The sequence below is a fragment of the Chryseobacterium sp. MEBOG07 genome (assembly GCF_021869745.1).
In the GTDB taxonomy this organism is placed as follows: domain Bacteria; phylum Bacteroidota; class Bacteroidia; order Flavobacteriales; family Weeksellaceae; genus Chryseobacterium; species Chryseobacterium viscerum.
Genome location: NZ_CP084579.1, coordinates 4,360,415 through 4,379,121, shown reverse-complemented (window position 1 = coordinate 4,379,121; position 18,707 = coordinate 4,360,415). Strand labels below are relative to the sequence as shown.

The window sequence follows — 18,707 nt, the reverse complement described above, 5'->3', positions numbered from 1 at the left end:
TCAAATATGTTAACCATACCTTACAAATTTACGAAAAAAGACGCTTTAAATAAAGGATTTAAAGCGTCTTTTGTATGTATTCAGTAGTACTTTTTGATATGAACCTGATAGACTTTTTACTGTTAAATAAATCTATTAGAACTTTTCACTACAAAAGTCACAAAGATTTATACTTAAACACTTTAGTTCACTTAAGAAAGTGTTCAATAATGCCATATTAAGTTCACATTAGAAGAAAATCTTTGATTTTCAAAAACTTTAGTGCTCTTTTGAAGCAAATAGAATTCACTTTATAAAGCCTAATTGTTTAATCTTTTGTGACTTTTATGGTTGATATCAAAAAGTTAAAACTGTTTTGGTTCTGGAAATAATTATTCCAGCCATGAAGTTTTGTAGGAAGGATCTTCCACTTTTAAAGCTTCTTCTGTAATTTTTAAGGGACGGAATGGATCTACCATTACCGCATATTCTTCTGTGAATTTTTTACCGATACTTCTTTCCATCGCACCTGGGTGGGGTCCGTGTACGATTCCGCCTGGGTGAAGGGTGAAGTCCATCAGATCAATGTGATTACGGCTCATGAAATCACCTTCTGTATAGAATAGTACTTCATCAGAATCAATATTAGAGTGATTATAAGGTGCCGGAATAGCCTGTGGATGATAGTCATACATTCTTGCACAGAATGAACAAACTACGAAATTGTGTCCTTCAAAATTCTGGTGCACCGGTGGCGGTTGGTGAATTCTTCCCGTAATAGGCTCGAAGTTTTTAATATTGAATTTATAAGGATAAAAATATCCGTCCCAGCCTACCACATCAAACGGATGTGTGGCATAGATAAAATCCGTAATCTGGTTTTCTTTTTTTACTTTGATTAAGAATTCTCCTTTTTCGTCAATAGGTTCTTTAAAAGTAGGAGCAATCATATCTCTTTCGCAGAATGGAGAATGCTCCAAAAGCTGCCCGAATTCATTTCTGTATCTTTTCGGAGTATAAATAGGTGAGTGGCTTTCCAATACAAAAAATACAGTATCATCAGACTTCAGCTCTACCTGGTAGATTGTTCCTCTTGGAATAATAAGATAATCTCCTGCTACAAACTCAAGATCTCCTACAAATGTTTTTAAAATCCCTGTTCCCTGATGAACATATAAAAGTTCATCACATTCCGCATTTTTGTAGAAGTAATCCATTGATTTTCTTGTCTTTGCCAATCCCATTTTCAGATCATTGTTCATCAAAAGGATTTTTCGGCTGTCCATGAAATCATCTTCAGGAGTAACATTCATCCCTTTGAACATTCTTGGGGTGATGTTTTTTTCCACAGCTATTTTGGGAGTGACATCTTTCGGCTCACCGATAGATTTGATCTGTGTAGGGCGGTGGATATGATATAACAGAGAAGAAATACCATGGAAGCCTTCTGTACCGAAGAGCTGTTCATAGTAAAATTTATCTTCTGGAGACTTAAAGATCGTATGTCTTTTTGGTGGGATATTTCCCGCTAGATGATATCTCATTTTACTTTCATATGTAGTTTCTCAAATTTAATCATTTTTCATGAATTGGCTCAATCAATATTTTTCCCATAAAGTTTTGTAATTAAAAAATAATTGTTAGATTTGTCTAACAATTTTAATTTCATGAAGCGAATATTATTTTCTATTACTTTTTTATCATCATATTGTTTTGCCCAGGAGACAGACAGCTTAAGTTTACGGCAGACCAAAAGCATTGATTCTGCAAAAGTTACCAAAAGAGAAATCAAGACGAGTAACATAGAGGATGTAGTGGTTACGGGAACCATAAAACCGATGAGCAGATCAAAAAGCCCGGTAGCGGTTGAGATCTACAGTCAGAAATTTTTTCAAAAAAACCCGACACCAAGCATTTTTGAGGCTATTGCGATGGTAAATGGAGTAAAGCCTCAGCTGAATTGCTCTGTGTGCAATACAGGAGATATTCATATCAACGGATTGGAAGGGCCATACACTATGATCCTGATTGATGGAATGCCGATTGTAAGTTCTCTTTCCACAGTATATGGACTGAGCGGAATTCCGAATAGCCTGGTGGATAGAATAGAAGTGGTAAAAGGTCCTGCATCTTCCATTTACGGTTCTGAAGCAATGGGAGGTGTGATCAATATTATCACCAAAAACGCACTGACAGCTCCCAAGCTGAGTGTTGATCTGATGACAACAGGTTGGTTTGAAAACAATGTGGATCTTTCGACCAAATTCAATGTAGGAAAGAATGCCGCTTCATTATTAAGTTTAAATTATTTCAGCTTTCAAGAAAGAATAGATCAGAATAAAGATAATTTTACTGATGCTACTTTGCAGAGTAGAATTTCTGTCTTCAACAAATGGAATTTTAAAAGAAAAGAAAACCGACAGGCGAGTTTCGCTTTGAGATATCTGTATGAAGATCGTTTTGGGGGAGAAATGCAATGGAACAAATCTTTCCGTGGTAGTGATCAGGTCTACGGAGAAAGTATTTATACAAACAGGGCAGAGGTTTTCGGATTGTACGAGTGGCCTATGAAAGAACATATCGTGACCCAGTTTTCTTACAATTACCATGACCAGAATTCGTTTTACGGAACCAATCCTTTCAATGCCACACAAAAGGTAGCTTTTGTTCAGACCTATTGGGACAGAAGTTTCGGAAAACACGATATCACGGCTGGACTTACTTTTAAAAGAACATTTTATGATGATAATACGCCGGGAACTTTAGCGCCAGACGGGATTACAAATGCACCGATGAAGTCTCCGATCTGGGGAGCTTTTATCCAGGATCAATGGGAAATCAATGAAAAAAACACTTTGTTGCTGGGATACAGATATGATTATGATAAAGTACATCATTCTATTCATTCACCGAGATTCGCATGGAAGTTTTCCCCAAACCCATATCACACCCTGCGTTTCAATTTCGGAACAGGATTCAGAGTTGTCAATTTATTTACAGAAGATCATGCAGCATTGACAGGTTCCAGGGAAGTGGTTGTAAAAACAGACCTGAAACCGGAAAGATCTGTCAACGGAAACCTAAATTATATCTGGAAAATTCCTGTAGGAAACCGAATGGTGAATCTTGATGCTTCTGCCTTTTATACCTATTTCAGTAATAAAATTGTAGGTGATTTTGATTCTGATCCTACTAAAATTATTTATGATAACCTGCATGGATATGGAATTTCAAGAGGAGCTTCATTGAATGTGGATTTTAGTTTTCAGTTTCCCCTGAGTGTCAATCTGGGAGTGACTTATCTGGATGTCTATCAGAAATTTGATAATGAAAATCAGAAAACACAGCAGCTGCATGCTCCAAAGTGGAGTGGAACTTATAACCTGACGTATAAATTTCCGAACAATCTGACGGTAGATTTTACCGGACAGTTTTACGGACCGATGCGACTTCCTGTTTTAGTAAATGACTACCGCCCGGAATATTCACCATTCTATTCTTTGGCCAATATTCAGGTGTCCAAGACTTTCAAATCAGGATTTGAGGTCTATTGCGGAGTGAAAAATTTATTCAATTTTACTCCTAAAGACCCTTTGATGAGACCGTTTGACCCATTTGATAAACATGTTGATGACCCTATCAACAATCCTAACCATTATACATTTGATACCGCATACGGCTATGCACCTATGCAGCGTATCAGAGGATTTCTGGGGGTAAAATATACCTTATGATGAAAAAATAGCTTTATTTTTAATGTTAGTGCCCTGTTTTTATCTGTCTCAGATGAAGACAGGCACTTTTTCTGACCTGGATGTTTTGCAGAAAGAAAATCCGAGGCCGGTTGTCATCCATCTTTATACTGATTGGTGCGCGGTTTGTAAAATTGAATCTTTTCGCTTGAGTAAAGATAAAGAGCTGGTGAATATATTAAATGATCATTTTTATTTTGTCAATTTCGAGGCAGAGAAAACGAAAGAGAAAATCCATTTCCAGAATCAGGAATTTGAATATCTGCAGAATGGAAATTCAGGAATTCATGAGTTGGCGCTGGCTTTGTCTAAAAATAAAAATCAGCCTGTGTATCCGTTATGGGTATTCCTGGATAAGCATCAGAATTTGGTCTATTATCAGGAAGGGCAGATGACGCCTGAAAAAATGAAGCAGAAACTGTTGGAAATTTCTGCTTTGTAATCGGATGGTTTTGGTTGGAAAAACGGAAAGGCGCAAAGTTTTATTTTTCCTTAATCCTTTTTAAGGCGCAAAGATTTTATCTGCGATAAAATTGAATACTGTTTATATTTTATTTCCGGCAGATTGCACAGATTACGCAGATGTTTATGTAAAATCTGCGTGAGTTTTTTTAATGTTTCTAAGTTTTGTTGGAAAACGCAAAGGCGCAAAGTTTTTCTTTTTTTATCCGTCTTTAAGTCGCAAGGATTTTATCTGCGATAAAATTGTACATTCCTAATACTTTATAGATCATTTCTTGCTGAAAATCTTTGATTTTCTTGCGTCTTAAAAACAACATATAATTTATTCTTCTTTGCGCCTTTGCTTTTTCCAACAAAATAAATTTTAATTTAAATCTCTGCATCGATCAATACTGCCAGCTGAATAGAAGGTTCATCAGAGCGGTTGCTCCACGCATGATTAGTCCCTCTTTGGATAACGATGTCTCCAGGTTTCAGAAGAGTTTCTCCTTCTTCCATGATGAGATAGAGTTCACCGGACAGGATAATGATATAATCCAGTGTTGGAGTTTGATGCATCATTGGATGAGGTTCATTTTTCTTCCATTCAACCCCTAAGTCTTTATCGGGAGGAACAACTACATATCGGAAATAGGTCCCATTTTTCGGAGTCTGTGGAAATCCTGTGTTGGGAATTCTGGTCTCAATGTCTAAGCTTGCCGGCATTGTCTGCGTATTCCAAACATCTGAAATGATAAGTCCCGGAAAATGTTCCACTGCATTTTCTACCTGCTGGTCTTCTATAATGATAGATTTTCCATCCTTAATTCCTGTTACGATTCGTCTAGGTATTTTGTTCATAGATTAATGTTTCATGATGAGTTTATGGCCTTGGGTCTGATTGTTTTTTAAAATAGAATGTGCCTGCAGAACGGTTTCCAAAGAAAGACTTCCTATTATCTTATGCTGGGGTGGCGTAATAGTTCCGGTTTCGATGAGTTTTTTTATTTCAAGTAAGCTGTTTTTGTAATACTCATATTTTTTGACCATTCCATAAGTATAATTGGAGATATTCATAATCAGGCTTCCTTTGTTGAAAAGGGTTTCATGAGCATCTTTGGTGACTAAAGCAGTTACATCTACATAAGTTCCGTTGATCTTTAAAACTTCTGCAGTCACTTCTGACATGTAATTTCCTACCAGATCAATCCCAAACTCGAAAGGTTGATTATTATTGGCTTTTAAAATGTTTTCAATAAGGTTTTCTTCTCTGTAATTGATGATCTGATGATCTTTTAGCCCCATATTGAGAAGAACCTGTCTGTTTTCTTCACTGCCAACAGTTGCTGTGATCTGCCGGATATGATGAGCTAATAAAAGTTTGATCAAAAATGAACCAACTCCTCCGGTTGCACCCGTTACAAGAATGGTATTTTCCGGACTTAGTTTCAAACGGTTAAAGATCTGCAAAGAAGTAAGTCCTACCGAAGGAATGGAAGCCGCCTGTTCAAACGAAATATTCTTCGGTTTCAACGAAACAATAGATTCAGGGACATTTATATATTCTGCATAAGTCCCATTGCTTCCCATAGAACCGCTGCCACAATAGACTTCGTCACCAATATTAAATTGTATAGCTTCGGGACCTTTGTCAACTATAATTCCCGATGATTCTCTTCCCAATATCGGGGAACTGATCAGTTTTCTTTCGAGTTCGTTTTCAAGTATCTGGTAATCGATAGGATTGAAACCGCTTGCTTTGATCTGGATTAAAACTTCATTGCCTTTGGGCTGGGGCTGCTCGGTAAAACCATCTTCCAGTTTTCCGTTTTTATTTAAAATAACTGCTTTCATACGTAGATATTTATATTTTAGAAATCATGCGATTTCATACGTTTAATTTGATACACAAATGTAAAGAGGGAATAGTTTATATTTGCTACTAGTTAACTAATGGTAACTAGTTACCTTCATGAAACTATTATGGCAAAAATCATAGAAAACGGTATCGAAAGAGAAGCAAACTGTACAGAAGAATTGTTCGCAATGCGTGACAGTCTGGATGTATTGGGAGGAAAATGGAAACTGATGATTTTACGGTATCTGACGAACAGACCAGATCAGATGATTCATTTTAAAAAACTGGAACGCAGTATCGAGGGGATTTCCGCTAAAATGCTGAGCAAAGAATTAAAAGAACTGGAAACCAATCTTCTGATCACAAGAACCATTCAGGATACGAAACCCATCACGGTAACGTATGCGGTGACAGAGTATGGGAAATCTGTATTTCCGGTGACAGAAACATTAGTCAATTGGGGAATAATCCATCGGGAAAAAATTAAAGAATCAATGGGATAGCTATGAGATATTGGAAAACGCGAAGACGCAAGAATTTTCCTTTAAATATGTCTTAAGGCGCAAGGATTTTATCTTTGATAAAATTTAATTCTGTTGAATTTAATTGAAACAAACTTGCTGAAAATTTTTGATTTTCTTGCGCCTTAAAGCAGTATGTTATTAAATTTCTTTGCGCCTTTGCGATTACTAATAAATATTGCTTCATAGAGAAAAGATCAAATAATCTATGTTGATGAAAAAATCCTCAGACTCGTATAGAGTTGAGGATTTTAAGTAATACCAAATTGTATCGTTATATTAATTTTTATCCAGCCATAATTTGACCAGTTCAGAATGGTTTTCTACCCATTCCTTAGCGGTGGCTTCTTTATTTTTACTCTGTTCCATTTTCATTAAAAGATCAGACATCGTTTCATCATCAAAATGGACTTTGGAAAAGAATTTGGCTAAATCCGGATGATCTTTACCAAAGCTTTTTCTGGAATAGGTTTTAATCTGTTCTGCTTCACCAAAGATCTTTTTGGGATCGTCAAGAAACTTAAGCTTCATTTTGCCAAACATCCAGTGGGGCTGCCATCCTGTTACTACAATCCATTGTTTGCGTTGTATGGCATTCTGTAACTCGGTGATCATGGCAATGGTAGAGGAGTTGATCTGTTTATAATCCAGTTTATAATCAATAATGGCTTTATCCGTTCCGGTTGTTAATCCGGCTCCTTTCTCAATTCCAATGATTCTATGATCGAATTGCTCCTGATATTGATTAAGTTCTTCAATGGAATTCACCGGAACGTATTCCGGAACGACCAATCCTATACGGCCGTTGTTGTAATTGGTTCCAAGATGAACTAATCCCGGAAATTTAGCAAGTTTTTTAGCGTGGGTGTAAGGAAGCCATACTCCCATGAAAAGGTCTGTATCTTCATTATTCATCGAAGCCAGAATCATATCTGTAGAGGCTTTTTGAATAATAACATGATATCCCTGCTGGTCCAAAATAGCTTTAGCAACGTGGGTCATCGCAACATCTTCCGCCCAGCCATCTACCATTCCTATGGTAATATATTTAGAGTTTTTTATATTTTCACACGAATTTAAGGCAGCAAATACCACTATTAAAAAGGGAAAAAATAGATATTTTAATTGTTTCATCTTATTGTTTTTTCTTTACAAATCCCTGGGTAATCCGGTCAAGGATAATGGCTAAAATCACAACGGATAAACCACTTTCAAATCCTAATCCGATATCCAGATTATTAATTCCTTCCAATACTTTTTCACCTAGACCACCTGCAGCAATCATTCCTGCAATAACAACCATGGATAGGGATAACAGTATGGTTTGATTGATCCCTGTTAAAATCGTTTTCATGGCTAAAGGAAGTTCTACTTTAAATAGAATCTGACGGTTGGTAGCTCCAAAAGCTCTGGCTGCTTCTACGATATCTTTCGGAACGGCTTCAATTCCCAATGTTGTTAATCGTACCGCAGGTGGCATTGCAAAAATGATCGTTGCAAAAGCTCCGGGTACTTTACCAATACTGAAAAACAGTACAGCTGGAATCAGATAGACAAATGCAGGCATTGTCTGCATTAAATCCAGTAAAGGGCGGATAATTTTGGCGGCTATTTTACTTTTGGCAGCCCAAATTCCCAGAGGTATAGAAATAATAAGGGCTGTAACAGTTGCTACAAAAATAAGGGCCAGGGTTTCCATGGTTTCTTTCCATAATCCCATTAAGAATATTAAACTCAGCCCGGCTGCCGTGACAACAGCAATGCCTTTTCCGGCTTTCCATAATGCCAGCAGCGTAAAAAAGAGAATGATAACATAAAAGGGAGTGTGTACCAAAACCCATTCAATTCCCATAATAGAAGAGTTTCCCACATGTTTTATGACATCAAATACAGGTTTTCCATTTTCTGTGAGCCAATTGATAGCAGTTTCTACATATTGACCTATATCTATAGTTTTATTCATTTTATTGATTGTTTGCGATTTCTTTTAATTCAATGATCTCTTCTTCGTTAAACTTAGTAGCTTCTATGATGAGAGATAATTGGGTGATAAGACCTAAAAATTTATTGTTTTCGTCTACCACGGCGATAGCCGATTTATTTCCTGAAATTAACGGTAGCATTTCTTCTACAGTAACTTCCGGATAGACTGAAGGAACATTACTGTTGATAATTGATTCTACCGTAGGTTCTTTCTTTTTTGCAATTCGAACAACATCATTAAGAGTCACAAACCCCAGAAATTTATTTTGAAAATCTACAACAGGTAAGTTTTCCAATCCTGTTGCTCTCATTTTTCTTAAAGCTCCTTCAGGACCGTCTTTTCTGAAACGTACCACCGTAGCTTTGTCGAACATCAAAGATCTAGCGGTGATAATTGTTTTACGATCCACTTTCTCTACAAATGCTTTTACATAGTCGCTTGCAGGATTAGTCAAAATGTCTTCGGCTGTTCCTATTTGCTCTATGACACCATCTTTCATAATAACGATACGGTCACCAATTTTAATGGCCTCGTCCAGGTCATGGGTAATGAAGACAATGGTTTTTTGCAATGTATTTTGCAGCTCAAGCATTTGATCCTGCATTTCAGATTTTATCAAAGGATCCAGTGCGGAGAAAGCTTCATCCATCAGCAACACTTCAGGATCGTTGGCCAAAGCTCTCGCCAATCCTACTCTCTGCTGCATTCCTCCTGAAAGTTGGGAAGGATACTGATTTTCGAAACCATTCAATCCTACAATGTCCAGTGCTTTCTGTGCTTTTTCATCACGGGAAGCTTTGTCTTCTCCTCTGATTTCCAGTCCAAAACCGGCATTGTCTAAAATAGTATGATGAGGCAGCAATCCAAATTTTTGAAACACCATACTCATTTCCGTTCTTCTTACTTCCAGAAGTTCTTTATTGTTTTTACTGGTAATATCATCGTCATTGATGTATACTTTTCCTGAAGTGGGCTCATTCAGTCTGTTTAGACAGCGCAGTAATGTAGATTTTCCACTTCCTGACAATCCCATGATGACAAAGAATTCACCTTCATAGATTTCAAAACTTGCTTTGTTGATTCCTATGGTGCAGCCTGTTTTTTCAAGAATTTCCTTTTTGGAAAAACCTTTGTCTAAAAGTTCCTGTGCTTTCTCTTTGTTTTTACCAAAAATAATAGTCAGATCTTCAACTTTAAGTTTTACTTTTCTACTGTTTTCATTTTTTTCCATATTCAGATTTTTTTTAATTAATGGTATAAAAAATTGTACACCAATTCATTATACCCCATTTTACTTTGTTGTTCTGGTGATGACGATAGCATAAAATAATCTACTAAGCTTCTTATCATGATAGAAGCTTTTCACAAAAAAATAAAGCCACAAAGCATCTAAGCCTTATGTTTATTTTAAATATTTCAATAGATTATACTCTAGAAAAAGAGTGTATCGTGTAAAAAGAACTTAATCTTTTACATCGATTCTACAATTAAATTACTGATGAAGTAATTACGGATATGTGTACTGAACAACTTGAATTTCTGCATCTCATCACAATGCAGGTCAATATAAAAAAACTGTGTATCAATCTTTTATGACGATGCAAATTTACGAATTTTATATTAAATGGATTTTTTGAGACGTAAGAAGCTGGTTTTAAGTCTGATGATGGGAGGAGATATTCATAGCAATTTTTCCCTTATCATAAAAGATAAGAGGGTACTGATCATATAAATATTTTTAAGAAGATCTTTAAAAATAGGGACAATGAAATTACTTCAGTAAAACGGCAATAATGGCCAGGATAGCGGGCAAAGCCTGAACGAAAAATATTTTTTTAGTCGCTGAAATAGCCCCATAGATTCCTGCTACGGCTACACATCCTAAAAAGAAGAGTGCTACATTCGTTTGCCATTGCGGATCTTTAATCAAAAATGACCAGATCAATCCGGCAGCCAGAAAACCATTGTAAAGGCCCTGGTTAGCGGCTAATCCTTTGGTGGGTTTAAACATTTCCGCAGGAAGAGCAGCTTTAAAAACTTCTTTTCCTTTTGTTTCCCATGCAAACATTTCCATCCAAAGAATATAAATATGTTCCAGTGCAACGACTGCGATCAGAATTTTAGCAATGATTTCCATGATTCAATATTTTCTCATTGTAAAACTAAAAAAATAAAGTTAAGTTTGGTTACTAAATTTTACAATGGAAACTTTCAAAGCACATTTAGATAAATTCATAAAGGTCAATGACGAGGAGTTTGCTTCCATCATTTCTTTTTTTCAGGTTTTAAAAGTGAAAAAGAAAGAAAACCTGATGCTTGAAGGTGATGTTTGTAAGTTGAAGTATTTTGTTTTGGAAGGATGTCTGAGAAAGTATTTTGTCAATGAAAAAGGAGTAGAACAAACCACGGAGTTTGCTATCGAAAACTGGTGGATGTCAGATACTTTTGCTTTTGAAAAACAGATGAAATCAGGCTTTAATATTCAGTCTGTAGAAAATTCCAAAATCTTAACTATTGATTTTCAGTCTCAGGAACTTCTATTGGAAAAACATCCCATTATGGAACGTTATTTCAGAATGGTATATCAAACAGCGTATGCTGCTGCGGAAAAAAGGATCCGTTATATTTATGAGATGACAAAAGAAGAATATTATGTGCATTTCAGTACGTTGTATCCTTGGTTCATCCAAAGAATTCCACAATACTTAATTGCTTCCTTTTTAGGTTTTACGCCAGAATATCTGAGTGAAATCAGGTCAAAATTACGTTCTTAAACCAGTTTAAGATTTTTACGGATCAGAAACCGGAAATTTGTCATGTTATTAAAAGCCAATACAATGACAGATACAAAAAATCAATTTCCGCAGCTATTTTTAAGACTTGCTCTTGGGGTAACCATGCTTTCTGCAGTGGCCGATCGTTTCGGGTTATGGAGCAAAGAAAACTCATCATGGGGAAACATGGCCAGTTTTGAAGAATATACAAGACAGCTGACGTTTTTTCTGCCGGAAGTTTTGAGTACATTTTCAGCATATGCTGCTACTTTTCTAGAAATCCTTTTTCCTCTGATGCTGATTGCTGGATTTAAAACTAAAATGGCGGCTTACGGAAGCAGTATACTGCTGTTGATTTTTGCAATATCCATGACCATTGCATCAGGGCCAAAAGCTCCATTGAACTATTCTGTTTGGGTGGCAAGTGCTGCGGCTCTTTTATTGGCAGTTCAACAACAATATTCTTTAAGTATAGATCAATTAACCAAAAAATAATAATATATGAGCGCAAGATTAAATATTGCAACAGTAGACTCGGCAGCGTATAAAGCGATGCTTGGATTGGAAGGATACCTACAAACAATTTCATTGACACACATTCAGAAGGAACTGATTAAGATCAGAGCTTCACAGATCAATAAATGTGCTTTTTGTCTTGATATGCATACAAAAGATGCCATCAAATATGGGGAAACTCCTCAAAGAATTTTCATTCTGAACGGATGGACAGAAGCAAAAGAATTCTTTACAGAAGAAGAGCAGGTGCTTTTGGCGATGACGGAGGAAATTACATTGATAAGCGACAAAGGATTAACTGAAGAAACGTATCAAAAAGCAAAGTCGTTTTTTGATGATAACCAGATTGCACAGATTATTATGGCTATTGTAACGATCAATGCATGGAACAGAATTGCAGTGAGTACTCATCTTCCGGTTGGAAAATAAGGAAGACTGCATTATCTACGGATATTTACTTTATTTTAAGAAACGGCCTTTCAAATTTTTGAAAGGCCGTTTTGATGCAAGATGCAAAGTGACAGTGTAACACGGTTTGGGTATTAATTCTAAAAATAAATCTAAAGGTTAATTTTATTTTTTAAACCGGAATTACATTGTCTCTCCGTTTCTCGGATATAAAAGTTGTTTGAATTTTACCAAACCACAAAAGTCACAAAATGTTTCATTTTAAAACACTTGAGTTCACTTAAGTAAGTTTAAAATGATACCGCAGAAAAGTTCACACAAGATGAAAATCAAAGATTTTCACAAAACTTAGGTGTACTTATTACGCATAAGGCCTGATTCTGAAAAAACTTAAATGTTTAAACCTTTTGTGTCTTTTGTGGTTAAAATAATGAATATAAAAGTTTAAACAACCTCATACTGTAAGTATTTAAATTAATAAATTGCGACAGGATTCACATTCACCTGAGTAGATCCTACATACAGAGGCTGTCCCAGTACGAATAAAAATTCCCAGACTTTTTGCTTCACCAAAGGACGGCTGTCAATCAGTTCCAGATTATAGATTCCTTTTTTAGCGAGCATAAACTGATTGATTGGAAATTCTTCTTTGGTTTTCGGATTGGGATACACTTCAGAAGCCCAGGTATCTCCACCAAAAGCAACGATTCCCTGATCGGCGAGCCATTTTGCAGCTTCCATTCCTATTCCCGGTTCTGTTTCCAGAAACTGTTTGTTGTCTTTACCGATCAATTCAAGCCATCCCGTATTGAAAAGAATGACATCTCCTTTTCTTAATGTAAGTCCCTGTTTCTTTAAAACGGATTTGATGTCTTCTACAGTAAATTCTGTTCCTCCGGGTACAATTGATTTTCCATAATGAGCAGTCATATCAAGGACTACACCGCGGGTAACGAAGGGTGGTACTTTTTCAACACCCAGCTTTTTTACGCCTTCTACGGTTACAAAATCTGTTGCTTTATTTCCGTTGTAATAAGTGTTGTCAATACCGATGTGCCCGATACCGTTCAGCTGTGTTCCCACTCCGGTCCATCCATTGACCAATTCATCATTGAAGGTGAATTTATTCGGGCCTATGCTTTTTCCTCCCTGTTCTCCAGGTTGAATATTGTATAGATTGAAGCTTCTGTGTCTGAAAGCCGGAAGGTTTTTATCAATAGGAACAGCAAGTGCTAATGTTTTACCTTGTTTTACCAGTCCTAAAGCCTGTTTTACAACTTCCGGAGTCAATAGATTGGCAGCTCCGATTTCGTCTTGTGCTCCGTAAGCAGAAGGATACCATGATTGATCTTCCGGATTGACAAGTGTTTGAGCCTTTAATGTAATGCTGTTTAGGGTCAATAAAGTTACCAATCCGAACATTTTGATCAGATTCTTTTTCATTTTCTATGATGTTTGAGGTTTAGGGGAAGGAGGCTGGAAGATGGGAAAGGGAAGTTTATGAAGTCTTATACAAGCAAGGTTCTGTTTAAATTAAATCTTTATTGAATCAGATAAATGCTATTAGTCAAAAGTCTGATAGTACTTCCATCCTCCTTCTTCCATCTTCCAGCCTTTATATTAAATTTCGCTTAAAGCTGAATTGATGAAGTTCAATTCTTCCTGTGAAAGGTCAATAGACATTGCTTTTGCGTTTTCGATGGCTTGCTGTGCATTTCTTGCTCCTGCCAATACGACTGTAATTGCCGGCTGCAGCGTAGTCCATCTTAAAACCAGTTGAGAAAGGCTGGCTCCTTTTTCCTGTGCAATAGGTTCAATTTTTTCTAAGAAAGTTTTTACTTTATTCAAATCAAACTGTGAGAAATATCCGTTTCTGTGATCGTTATCTTTTAATTGAGTTTCCTTGAAATATTTACCGGTCAAAAGACCTCTTTCCATTGGGCTGTACACAATAATTCCTGAATTGTTTTCCAAAGAATAAGGAACAAGATCGTTTTCAATCGCTCTATTCAGCATACTGTAAGAAACCTGATTACTGGCAAGCTTTAAGGTTCTGTTGGCTTCTTCCATCTGGGCTACACTGTAATTACTTACCCCTGCGGTACGGATTTTTCCTTGCTGGATCAATAATTCCATTGCTTCCATTGTTTCGCAGATAGGAGTTGTACTGTCTGGCCAGTGAAGCTGTAAAAGGTCAATATAATCTGTTCCTAATCTTTTTAAACTTTCTTCAACTTCTTTGATGATGTTTTCCTTAGAAGCTACTTTATATACCGGAATCGTTTTTCCTTCGTCTTCAGCATCAAAGAAAAACTCTCCTTTTCCGTTGTTGCTTCCGTCCCATACCAACCCGAATTTTGTTAAAAGCTGAATTTTTGAACGGTCTTTTCCTTTAATGGCTTCCCCGATCATTTCCTCACTCAATCCGAAACCATAGAAAGGTGCCGTGTCGATAGAAGTTACTCCATGATCCAATGATGCGTGAATAGAGTTGATAGAGTCCTGTTTTTCATTACCTCCCCACATATTTCCTCCGATAGCAAAAGCACCATGTGTGATTGTTGATAATTCCAAATCAGTGTTTCCTAGTTTTCTATATTCCATTTTGTTTGTTTTAAAATTGACTGTTATTTCTTTAATTCTTTTAAAATTGCTTCTCCAACGCTCTTTGCAGACTGTGGATTTTGACCTGTGATTACTCTCTGATCTGCAACAACATGATTCTGCCAAAGCCCCGATTTTTCAAATTTTGCCCCTCTTTCTTTTAGTTTATCTTCCAATAAGAAAGGAACAACATTTGTCAATTTTACTTCAGATTCCTCTTCATTGGTAAAAGCATTGATTTTCTTTCCGTCTACAAGATATTTCCCGTTATTCAGTTTGATATTCACCAAACCTGCCGGACCATGACATACCCCTGCTACAATACCTCCGTTTTCATAAATTTTTGAAGCAATATCTGCCAGTTCCGTATTATCTGCAAAATCCCACATGGCTCCGTGTCCTCCGGCATAAAAGATGGTTGAATACTCTTTTGGATTCACCTGATCGGGTGTCATAGAATGATCAATCTTGTTCTTATATTCTTTGTTTTCCCAGAACTCTTTGTTGACAGGGTCTTTCAAATCAAATCCATCTACCGGAGGAGTTCCGCCTTTTGGGCTTACAAAGTCAATTTCATATCCTGCTTTGTGAAGAACTTCCCATGGGTGAGAAACTTCTCCCAAATAATATCCTGTATCTTCACCAGTGCTCCCTTTTTTATCATGGCTGGTTACGACGAATAAAATTTTCTTTTTCATATTTTTTGATTTTTTGGTTTGTGCCTGCATGAATCCTATAGTGAAGATAGCCAGCATTAAAAACGCTAATTTTTTCATCTTAAATGATATTGGTGGTATAAATCTGTGGTTTTTCCTGAAGCTTTTCATGTACCAAAGCTCCGAATGCCTGGATGTAAGGCTGCTGATTATGCTGAGCCAATCCTTCCTGGCTTTTCCAGATCTCGTAGAAAACAAATTCGTTTTTGTCTTCAATTCCCTGATGAAGGTTATAAAGCTCGCATGCTTCTTCTTTTCTTGTTTCTTTTACCATATTCTGAAGAACTTCCAATACTTCTGACTGGTGTTCTTCTTTGGCTTTTATAATGGCTGTAAGGTGAATTTTCATAATACTAATTCTGATTTTAATTCTTTTTCAAATACGTTTCTTACGTGGTCTCTATAAAGCTTCATATCGCGCTCTATATTTGCATTTTTCTCTACATCATGGAAGTGAAAACTTTCCATTTTTTCTAAAGAAACAAAAGCATTCATTCTATGGAAACCAAATAAGGGTCCATCATCTACACTTTTTTCACTGAAGAACTCTCCAGGCAAGGTGAAGGCTGTTGCAGGAGCATTCCAGCTTGTAGTCAGCATATATTTTCTACCGCCAAGCATTCCTCCTGTTCCATAGTTGATTTCAGGATTCTCGGCATTTCTTCCGTCACTCATATAAATTCCTTTGGCATGACCTGCTGTGAAAACTTCATCGATATATTTTTTCAATCCATTCGGAAGCTGGAACCACCAGATCGGAGTATGGTAAATGATATAATCTGCCCAGACAAACTTCTGTACTTCTTCATTCTTATCATAGTTTTCGCTTACATTGGTTATCTTTACTTCTACATTATCAAATTCTTTAAGAACGGCTAATGTATTTTCTGCAATCGTTTGATTATATTTTCCGCCGGAATGTCCAAAATTCTGTCCTCCGTTGATGATTAATACTTTTTTCATTTTTTTATGATTGTTTAAATTTTACTCTGCAAAGTTAGGATGGATCTTTGTATAATAAAAATTATACGTTACTATCATAATAATGATAACTTAAATTTTATCAATCATGTGAAATGTCATACTGTTTGTTGATCCTGTTGTCAGGGCTCTCTTGTAAATTTGTTGTGACAAATAGAGTGAATATGATACAGATTGCAGTTTTTAGCGATGTGCATGGAAACCTTCCTGCGCTGGATTCGGTGTTGAAGGATATAGAGAAAAGAGGGATTCGTCAGAAATTCTGTCTGGGGGATCTGGTAGATTTTGCTCCCTGGGGAAATGAAGTGATTGAAAAGATAAGAAGCTTAAATATCCCTTGTTTGATGGGAAATCATGATGAAAGAATTGCTTTTGATATTCCTGTTATTCCTTTATCTAAACATTCGGAAGAAGAAACTGAAGCCAGGTTTATTGCCATTGATCATTCCAAAAAGCATATTACAGAAGAAAACAAAAGGTTTTTATCAGCACTTCCTTTTCATTTAAAATTAAACTATAAGATAGGGAACAGGCACTGGAGTATCCAACTTGTACATTCCAGTCTTACCAGCAATGATACTTATCTGTATGAATCTGAAAACGATGAGGTTTTTTCCAACATGCTGAAAGAGTCTCAATCCGATGTCATTGTAATGGGGCATACCCATTTATCATTTGTAAAACATTTTGAAAATAATGGATGGGCTGTGAATGCAGGTTCTGTAGGCAGGTCCAAAGAAGAGAACCGTTTGGCTTCTTATCTTATTTTAACTCTGGATGAGGAAAATATTACCCCGGAAATTGTACAGATAGCCTATCCACTCGAACAAACTTTACTCGGGATTGAGAAAAGTGGAATTCCTAATTATTATGCTCATTTTTTAAGCAATAAAAAGATCTCAATAAAACAATAAATAGAATATTTGTTTCCTTTTTAGGACCGTGTTTTTCCGCTTGTTTGTTTTCGCATCCATCTGCAACAAATTTTAATTCAAAATCGTCTTTTCATATTGCATTGAAAACAGACTAGTTAAACCCTTGTTTTTGATTTTAAATAATTGATTTGTAGTGTTTTGTAATTATTCGTACTATTCTATGTAAATGGTCGAACTCATTTATTCATTAAAATCAGTTCGACTATTTTTATTGATACTTTTTTGAAGATTCTCTGAAGGATATTTGCAATAGATTATTCAAGTCAAATTAAAATTTAGAAATCATGAAAAAAGCAGTTCTTTTTATTTTTTTACTATTATCCGTATTGAGTTTAGCACAATTACAGAAAGTAAAAATAGATACCCTTCTTACCCCTGAAATTGGTGGGATAAAACAAGCCATAGATATTAAAACAGATGACGCAAGTAAACCTATACTTTTATTCTTATCAGGTGGCCCGGGAAGTTCAATGCGGAAAAATGCAGACTCTTTTACGAATCTCTTAAAAGATAAATTTACCATTGTTCAATGGGATCAGAGAGATGCCGGAAAAACTCTTGAACTGAACCCTTCTCCCGTTCAGCCTTCAGTTGAGCTTATGGGAAAAGATACTTATCAGGTTATTAATTTTCTTAAAAAAGAATTAAAACAGGAAAAAATATATCTATTGGGAAGCTCTTGGGGAAATGCTTTAGGTTTTTATATTGTTAGAAATCATCCCGAACTTTTACACGCTTATTTTGCAGTAAACCCAGTTGTCAGCCAATTGGTGAGTGAGAAAGAGCTGCTTGGAATTTTAAAAGATTATTTTAAAGAAGATCCTGTTGCCAGTAAAGAATTGGCAAGTGTACATATTCCTTTCAAAGTTGATGAAGACTTATTTTATTTAAGAAAATGGCTTTTTTATAAAGATGGTAAGAAGTATGTGACAGGTGACGATTTCAAGAAAGGGTTTCTGCAGTGGTCAAAAACATGGTCTCCAGCATGGAACGAAGTTATGAATATTGACCTGCCAAAGACCTTAAAGAAAGTAGAATGTCCTATTTATTTTTTTGTTGGTAAAAACGATGTCCAAACTTCTACCAGAGTTACTACTGAATATTTTCAAAAAGTAAAAGCACCTAAGAAGGACTTATTTTTATTTGAAAAGTCGAGTCACCAGATTCATAAAGACGAACCAGAAAAGTTTCAGAATACGATTATTCAGATCGTAAAATAATTGGAATTCAGGTGATGA

At 36.1% G+C, this 18,707-nt stretch carries 20 protein-coding genes; 8 read left to right on the top strand and 12 right to left on the bottom strand.

Annotation, left to right across the window (positions count from 1 at the left end; all coding sequences use genetic code 11):
- Positions 1-371 precede the first annotated feature (371 nt).
- Positions 372-1,523, bottom strand: coding sequence for a homogentisate 1,2-dioxygenase (locus LF886_RS20030; protein ID WP_236851311.1), 1,152 nt, complete (start codon positions 1,521-1,523; stop codon positions 372-374).
- A 123-nt stretch (positions 1,524-1,646) separates the two neighbouring features.
- Between LF886_RS20030 and LF886_RS20025 the strand changes: the two genes are divergently transcribed.
- Entirely contained in the window at positions 1,647-3,713 is a 2,067-nt protein-coding gene (locus LF886_RS20025) for a TonB-dependent receptor plug domain-containing protein (protein ID WP_236851310.1), read from the top strand.
- A gap of 52 nt (positions 3,714-3,765) precedes the next feature.
- Positions 3,766-4,173: a thioredoxin family protein gene (locus tag LF886_RS20020; RefSeq protein ID WP_236851309.1), complete on the top strand. Its 408-nt coding sequence runs from the start codon at positions 3,766-3,768 to the stop codon at positions 4,171-4,173.
- 389 nt (positions 4,174-4,562) lie between these two features.
- Here LF886_RS20020 and LF886_RS20015 read toward each other — a convergent pair whose 3' ends face one another.
- Together LF886_RS20015 and LF886_RS20010 are read right to left on the bottom strand one after the other, a co-directional pair.
- The gene (locus LF886_RS20015) at positions 4,563-5,033 is read right to left on the bottom strand and encodes a cupin domain-containing protein (RefSeq protein WP_236851308.1); all 471 of its coding nucleotides are present in this window, start codon (positions 5,031-5,033) and stop codon (positions 4,563-4,565) included.
- Between the two features lie 3 nt (positions 5,034-5,036).
- A complete protein-coding gene (locus tag LF886_RS20010; protein WP_236851307.1) occupies positions 5,037-6,026 on the bottom strand; it encodes an NADP-dependent oxidoreductase in 990 nt (329 codons plus the stop codon).
- A gap of 129 nt (positions 6,027-6,155) precedes the next feature.
- Here LF886_RS20010 and LF886_RS20005 point away from each other — a divergent pair, with 129 nt between their 5' ends.
- On the top strand, positions 6,156-6,533 hold the full coding sequence (locus LF886_RS20005; RefSeq protein ID WP_236851306.1) for a winged helix-turn-helix transcriptional regulator: 378 nt from the start codon (positions 6,156-6,158) through the stop codon (positions 6,531-6,533).
- A gap of 297 nt (positions 6,534-6,830) precedes the next feature.
- On the opposite strand, the gene LF886_RS20000 is transcribed toward LF886_RS20005, so the two are convergent.
- From LF886_RS20000 to LF886_RS19985, 4 genes are all read right to left on the bottom strand, one after another.
- Positions 6,831-7,685 (bottom strand): glycine betaine ABC transporter substrate-binding protein, encoded by an 855-nt coding sequence (locus LF886_RS20000; RefSeq protein WP_236851305.1) that lies wholly within the window; start codon positions 7,683-7,685, stop codon positions 6,831-6,833.
- A gap of 1 nt (position 7,686) precedes the next feature.
- Positions 7,687-8,514, bottom strand: coding sequence for an ABC transporter permease (locus tag LF886_RS19995; RefSeq protein WP_236851304.1), 828 nt, complete (start codon positions 8,512-8,514; stop codon positions 7,687-7,689).
- 1 nt (position 8,515) lies between these two features.
- Positions 8,516-9,766 (bottom strand): glycine betaine/L-proline ABC transporter ATP-binding protein, encoded by a 1,251-nt coding sequence (locus tag LF886_RS19990; protein ID WP_236851303.1) that lies wholly within the window; start codon positions 9,764-9,766, stop codon positions 8,516-8,518.
- A gap of 540 nt (positions 9,767-10,306) precedes the next feature.
- A complete protein-coding gene (locus tag LF886_RS19985; RefSeq protein WP_103234821.1) occupies positions 10,307-10,672 on the bottom strand; it encodes a DUF1304 domain-containing protein in 366 nt (121 codons plus the stop codon).
- Positions 10,673-10,736: 64 nt separating this feature from the next.
- Here LF886_RS19985 and LF886_RS19980 point away from each other — a divergent pair, with 64 nt between their 5' ends.
- From LF886_RS19980 to LF886_RS19970, 3 genes are all read left to right on the top strand, one after another.
- Positions 10,737-11,309 carry a Crp/Fnr family transcriptional regulator gene (locus LF886_RS19980; RefSeq protein WP_236851302.1) on the top strand — a complete coding sequence of 191 codons (573 nt, stop codon included), beginning with the start codon at positions 10,737-10,739 and terminating at the stop codon, positions 11,307-11,309.
- Positions 11,310-11,372: 63 nt separating this feature from the next.
- Entirely contained in the window at positions 11,373-11,804 is a 432-nt protein-coding gene (locus LF886_RS19975; RefSeq protein ID WP_236851301.1) for a DoxX family protein, read from the top strand.
- A gap of 6 nt (positions 11,805-11,810) precedes the next feature.
- The gene (locus LF886_RS19970) at positions 11,811-12,254 is read left to right on the top strand and encodes a carboxymuconolactone decarboxylase family protein (protein ID WP_103234818.1); all 444 of its coding nucleotides are present in this window, start codon (positions 11,811-11,813) and stop codon (positions 12,252-12,254) included.
- 453 nt (positions 12,255-12,707) lie between these two features.
- Here the strand turns inward: LF886_RS19970 and LF886_RS19965 are convergent, their stop codons facing one another.
- From LF886_RS19965 to LF886_RS19945, 5 genes are all read right to left on the bottom strand, one after another.
- On the bottom strand, positions 12,708-13,676 hold the full coding sequence (locus LF886_RS19965; RefSeq protein ID WP_236851300.1) for a cyclase family protein: 969 nt from the start codon (positions 13,674-13,676) through the stop codon (positions 12,708-12,710).
- A gap of 177 nt (positions 13,677-13,853) precedes the next feature.
- On the bottom strand, positions 13,854-14,837 hold the full coding sequence (locus LF886_RS19960; RefSeq protein WP_109738687.1) for an aldo/keto reductase: 984 nt from the start codon (positions 14,835-14,837) through the stop codon (positions 13,854-13,856).
- 23 nt (positions 14,838-14,860) lie between these two features.
- Entirely contained in the window at positions 14,861-15,613 is a 753-nt protein-coding gene (locus LF886_RS19955) for a type 1 glutamine amidotransferase domain-containing protein (RefSeq protein WP_236851299.1), read from the bottom strand.
- Position 15,614: 1 nt separating this feature from the next.
- Positions 15,615-15,902: a putative quinol monooxygenase gene (locus LF886_RS19950; RefSeq protein ID WP_236851298.1), complete on the bottom strand. Its 288-nt coding sequence runs from the start codon at positions 15,900-15,902 to the stop codon at positions 15,615-15,617.
- Positions 15,899-16,516, bottom strand: a complete 618-nt coding sequence (locus LF886_RS19945) for an NAD(P)H-dependent oxidoreductase (protein ID WP_236851297.1) — start codon at positions 16,514-16,516, stop codon at positions 15,899-15,901. Before LF886_RS19945 ends, LF886_RS19950 begins: the two co-directional genes overlap by 4 nt.
- A 182-nt stretch (positions 16,517-16,698) precedes the next feature.
- Here LF886_RS19945 and LF886_RS19940 point away from each other — a divergent pair, with 182 nt between their 5' ends.
- Complete coding sequence (locus LF886_RS19940; RefSeq protein WP_236851296.1) at positions 16,699-17,448, top strand: metallophosphoesterase family protein; 750 nt, start codon at positions 16,699-16,701, stop codon at positions 17,446-17,448.
- A 305-nt stretch (positions 17,449-17,753) separates the two neighbouring features.
- Positions 17,754-18,689 (top strand): alpha/beta fold hydrolase, encoded by a 936-nt coding sequence (locus LF886_RS19935; protein ID WP_236851295.1) that lies wholly within the window; start codon positions 17,754-17,756, stop codon positions 18,687-18,689.
- Positions 18,690-18,707: the final 18 nt, after the last annotated feature.

Bases quoted from the DNA above. Each gene is read 5' to 3' on its own strand.
- LF886_RS19970 (WP_103234818.1), top strand. From the start codon at position 11,811: ATGAGCGCAAGATTAAATATTGCAACAGTAGACTCGGCAGCGTATAAA.
- LF886_RS19965 (WP_236851300.1), bottom strand. From the start codon at position 13,676: ATGAAAAAGAATCTGATCAAAATGTTCGGATTGGTAACTTTATTGACC.
- LF886_RS19940 (WP_236851296.1), top strand. From the start codon at position 16,699: ATGATACAGATTGCAGTTTTTAGCGATGTGCATGGAAACCTTCCTGCG.
- LF886_RS19990 (WP_236851303.1), bottom strand. From the start codon at position 9,766: ATGGAAAAAAATGAAAACAGTAGAAAAGTAAAACTTAAAGTTGAAGAT.
- LF886_RS20010 (WP_236851307.1), bottom strand. From the start codon at position 6,026: ATGAAAGCAGTTATTTTAAATAAAAACGGAAAACTGGAAGATGGTTTT.
- LF886_RS20025 (WP_236851310.1), top strand. From the start codon at position 1,647: ATGAAGCGAATATTATTTTCTATTACTTTTTTATCATCATATTGTTTT.
- LF886_RS19960 (WP_109738687.1), bottom strand. From the start codon at position 14,837: ATGGAATATAGAAAACTAGGAAACACTGATTTGGAATTATCAACAATC.
- LF886_RS19975 (WP_236851301.1), top strand. From the start codon at position 11,373: ATGACAGATACAAAAAATCAATTTCCGCAGCTATTTTTAAGACTTGCT.
- LF886_RS19985 (WP_103234821.1), bottom strand. From the start codon at position 10,672: ATGGAAATCATTGCTAAAATTCTGATCGCAGTCGTTGCACTGGAACAT.
- LF886_RS19955 (WP_236851299.1), bottom strand. From the start codon at position 15,613: ATGAAAAAATTAGCGTTTTTAATGCTGGCTATCTTCACTATAGGATTC.
- LF886_RS20005 (WP_236851306.1), top strand. From the start codon at position 6,156: ATGGCAAAAATCATAGAAAACGGTATCGAAAGAGAAGCAAACTGTACA.
- LF886_RS19935 (WP_236851295.1), top strand. From the start codon at position 17,754: ATGAAAAAAGCAGTTCTTTTTATTTTTTTACTATTATCCGTATTGAGT.
- LF886_RS19950 (WP_236851298.1), bottom strand. From the start codon at position 15,902: ATGAAAATTCACCTTACAGCCATTATAAAAGCCAAAGAAGAACACCAG.
- LF886_RS19980 (WP_236851302.1), top strand. From the start codon at position 10,737: ATGGAAACTTTCAAAGCACATTTAGATAAATTCATAAAGGTCAATGAC.
- LF886_RS20030 (WP_236851311.1), bottom strand. From the start codon at position 1,523: ATGAGATATCATCTAGCGGGAAATATCCCACCAAAAAGACATACGATC.
- LF886_RS20000 (WP_236851305.1), bottom strand. From the start codon at position 7,685: ATGAAACAATTAAAATATCTATTTTTTCCCTTTTTAATAGTGGTATTT.
- LF886_RS20015 (WP_236851308.1), bottom strand. From the start codon at position 5,033: ATGAACAAAATACCTAGACGAATCGTAACAGGAATTAAGGATGGAAAA.
- LF886_RS19945 (WP_236851297.1), bottom strand. From the start codon at position 16,516: ATGAAAAAAGTATTAATCATCAACGGAGGACAGAATTTTGGACATTCC.
- LF886_RS20020 (WP_236851309.1), top strand. From the start codon at position 3,766: ATGAAGACAGGCACTTTTTCTGACCTGGATGTTTTGCAGAAAGAAAAT.
- LF886_RS19995 (WP_236851304.1), bottom strand. From the start codon at position 8,514: ATGAATAAAACTATAGATATAGGTCAATATGTAGAAACTGCTATCAAT.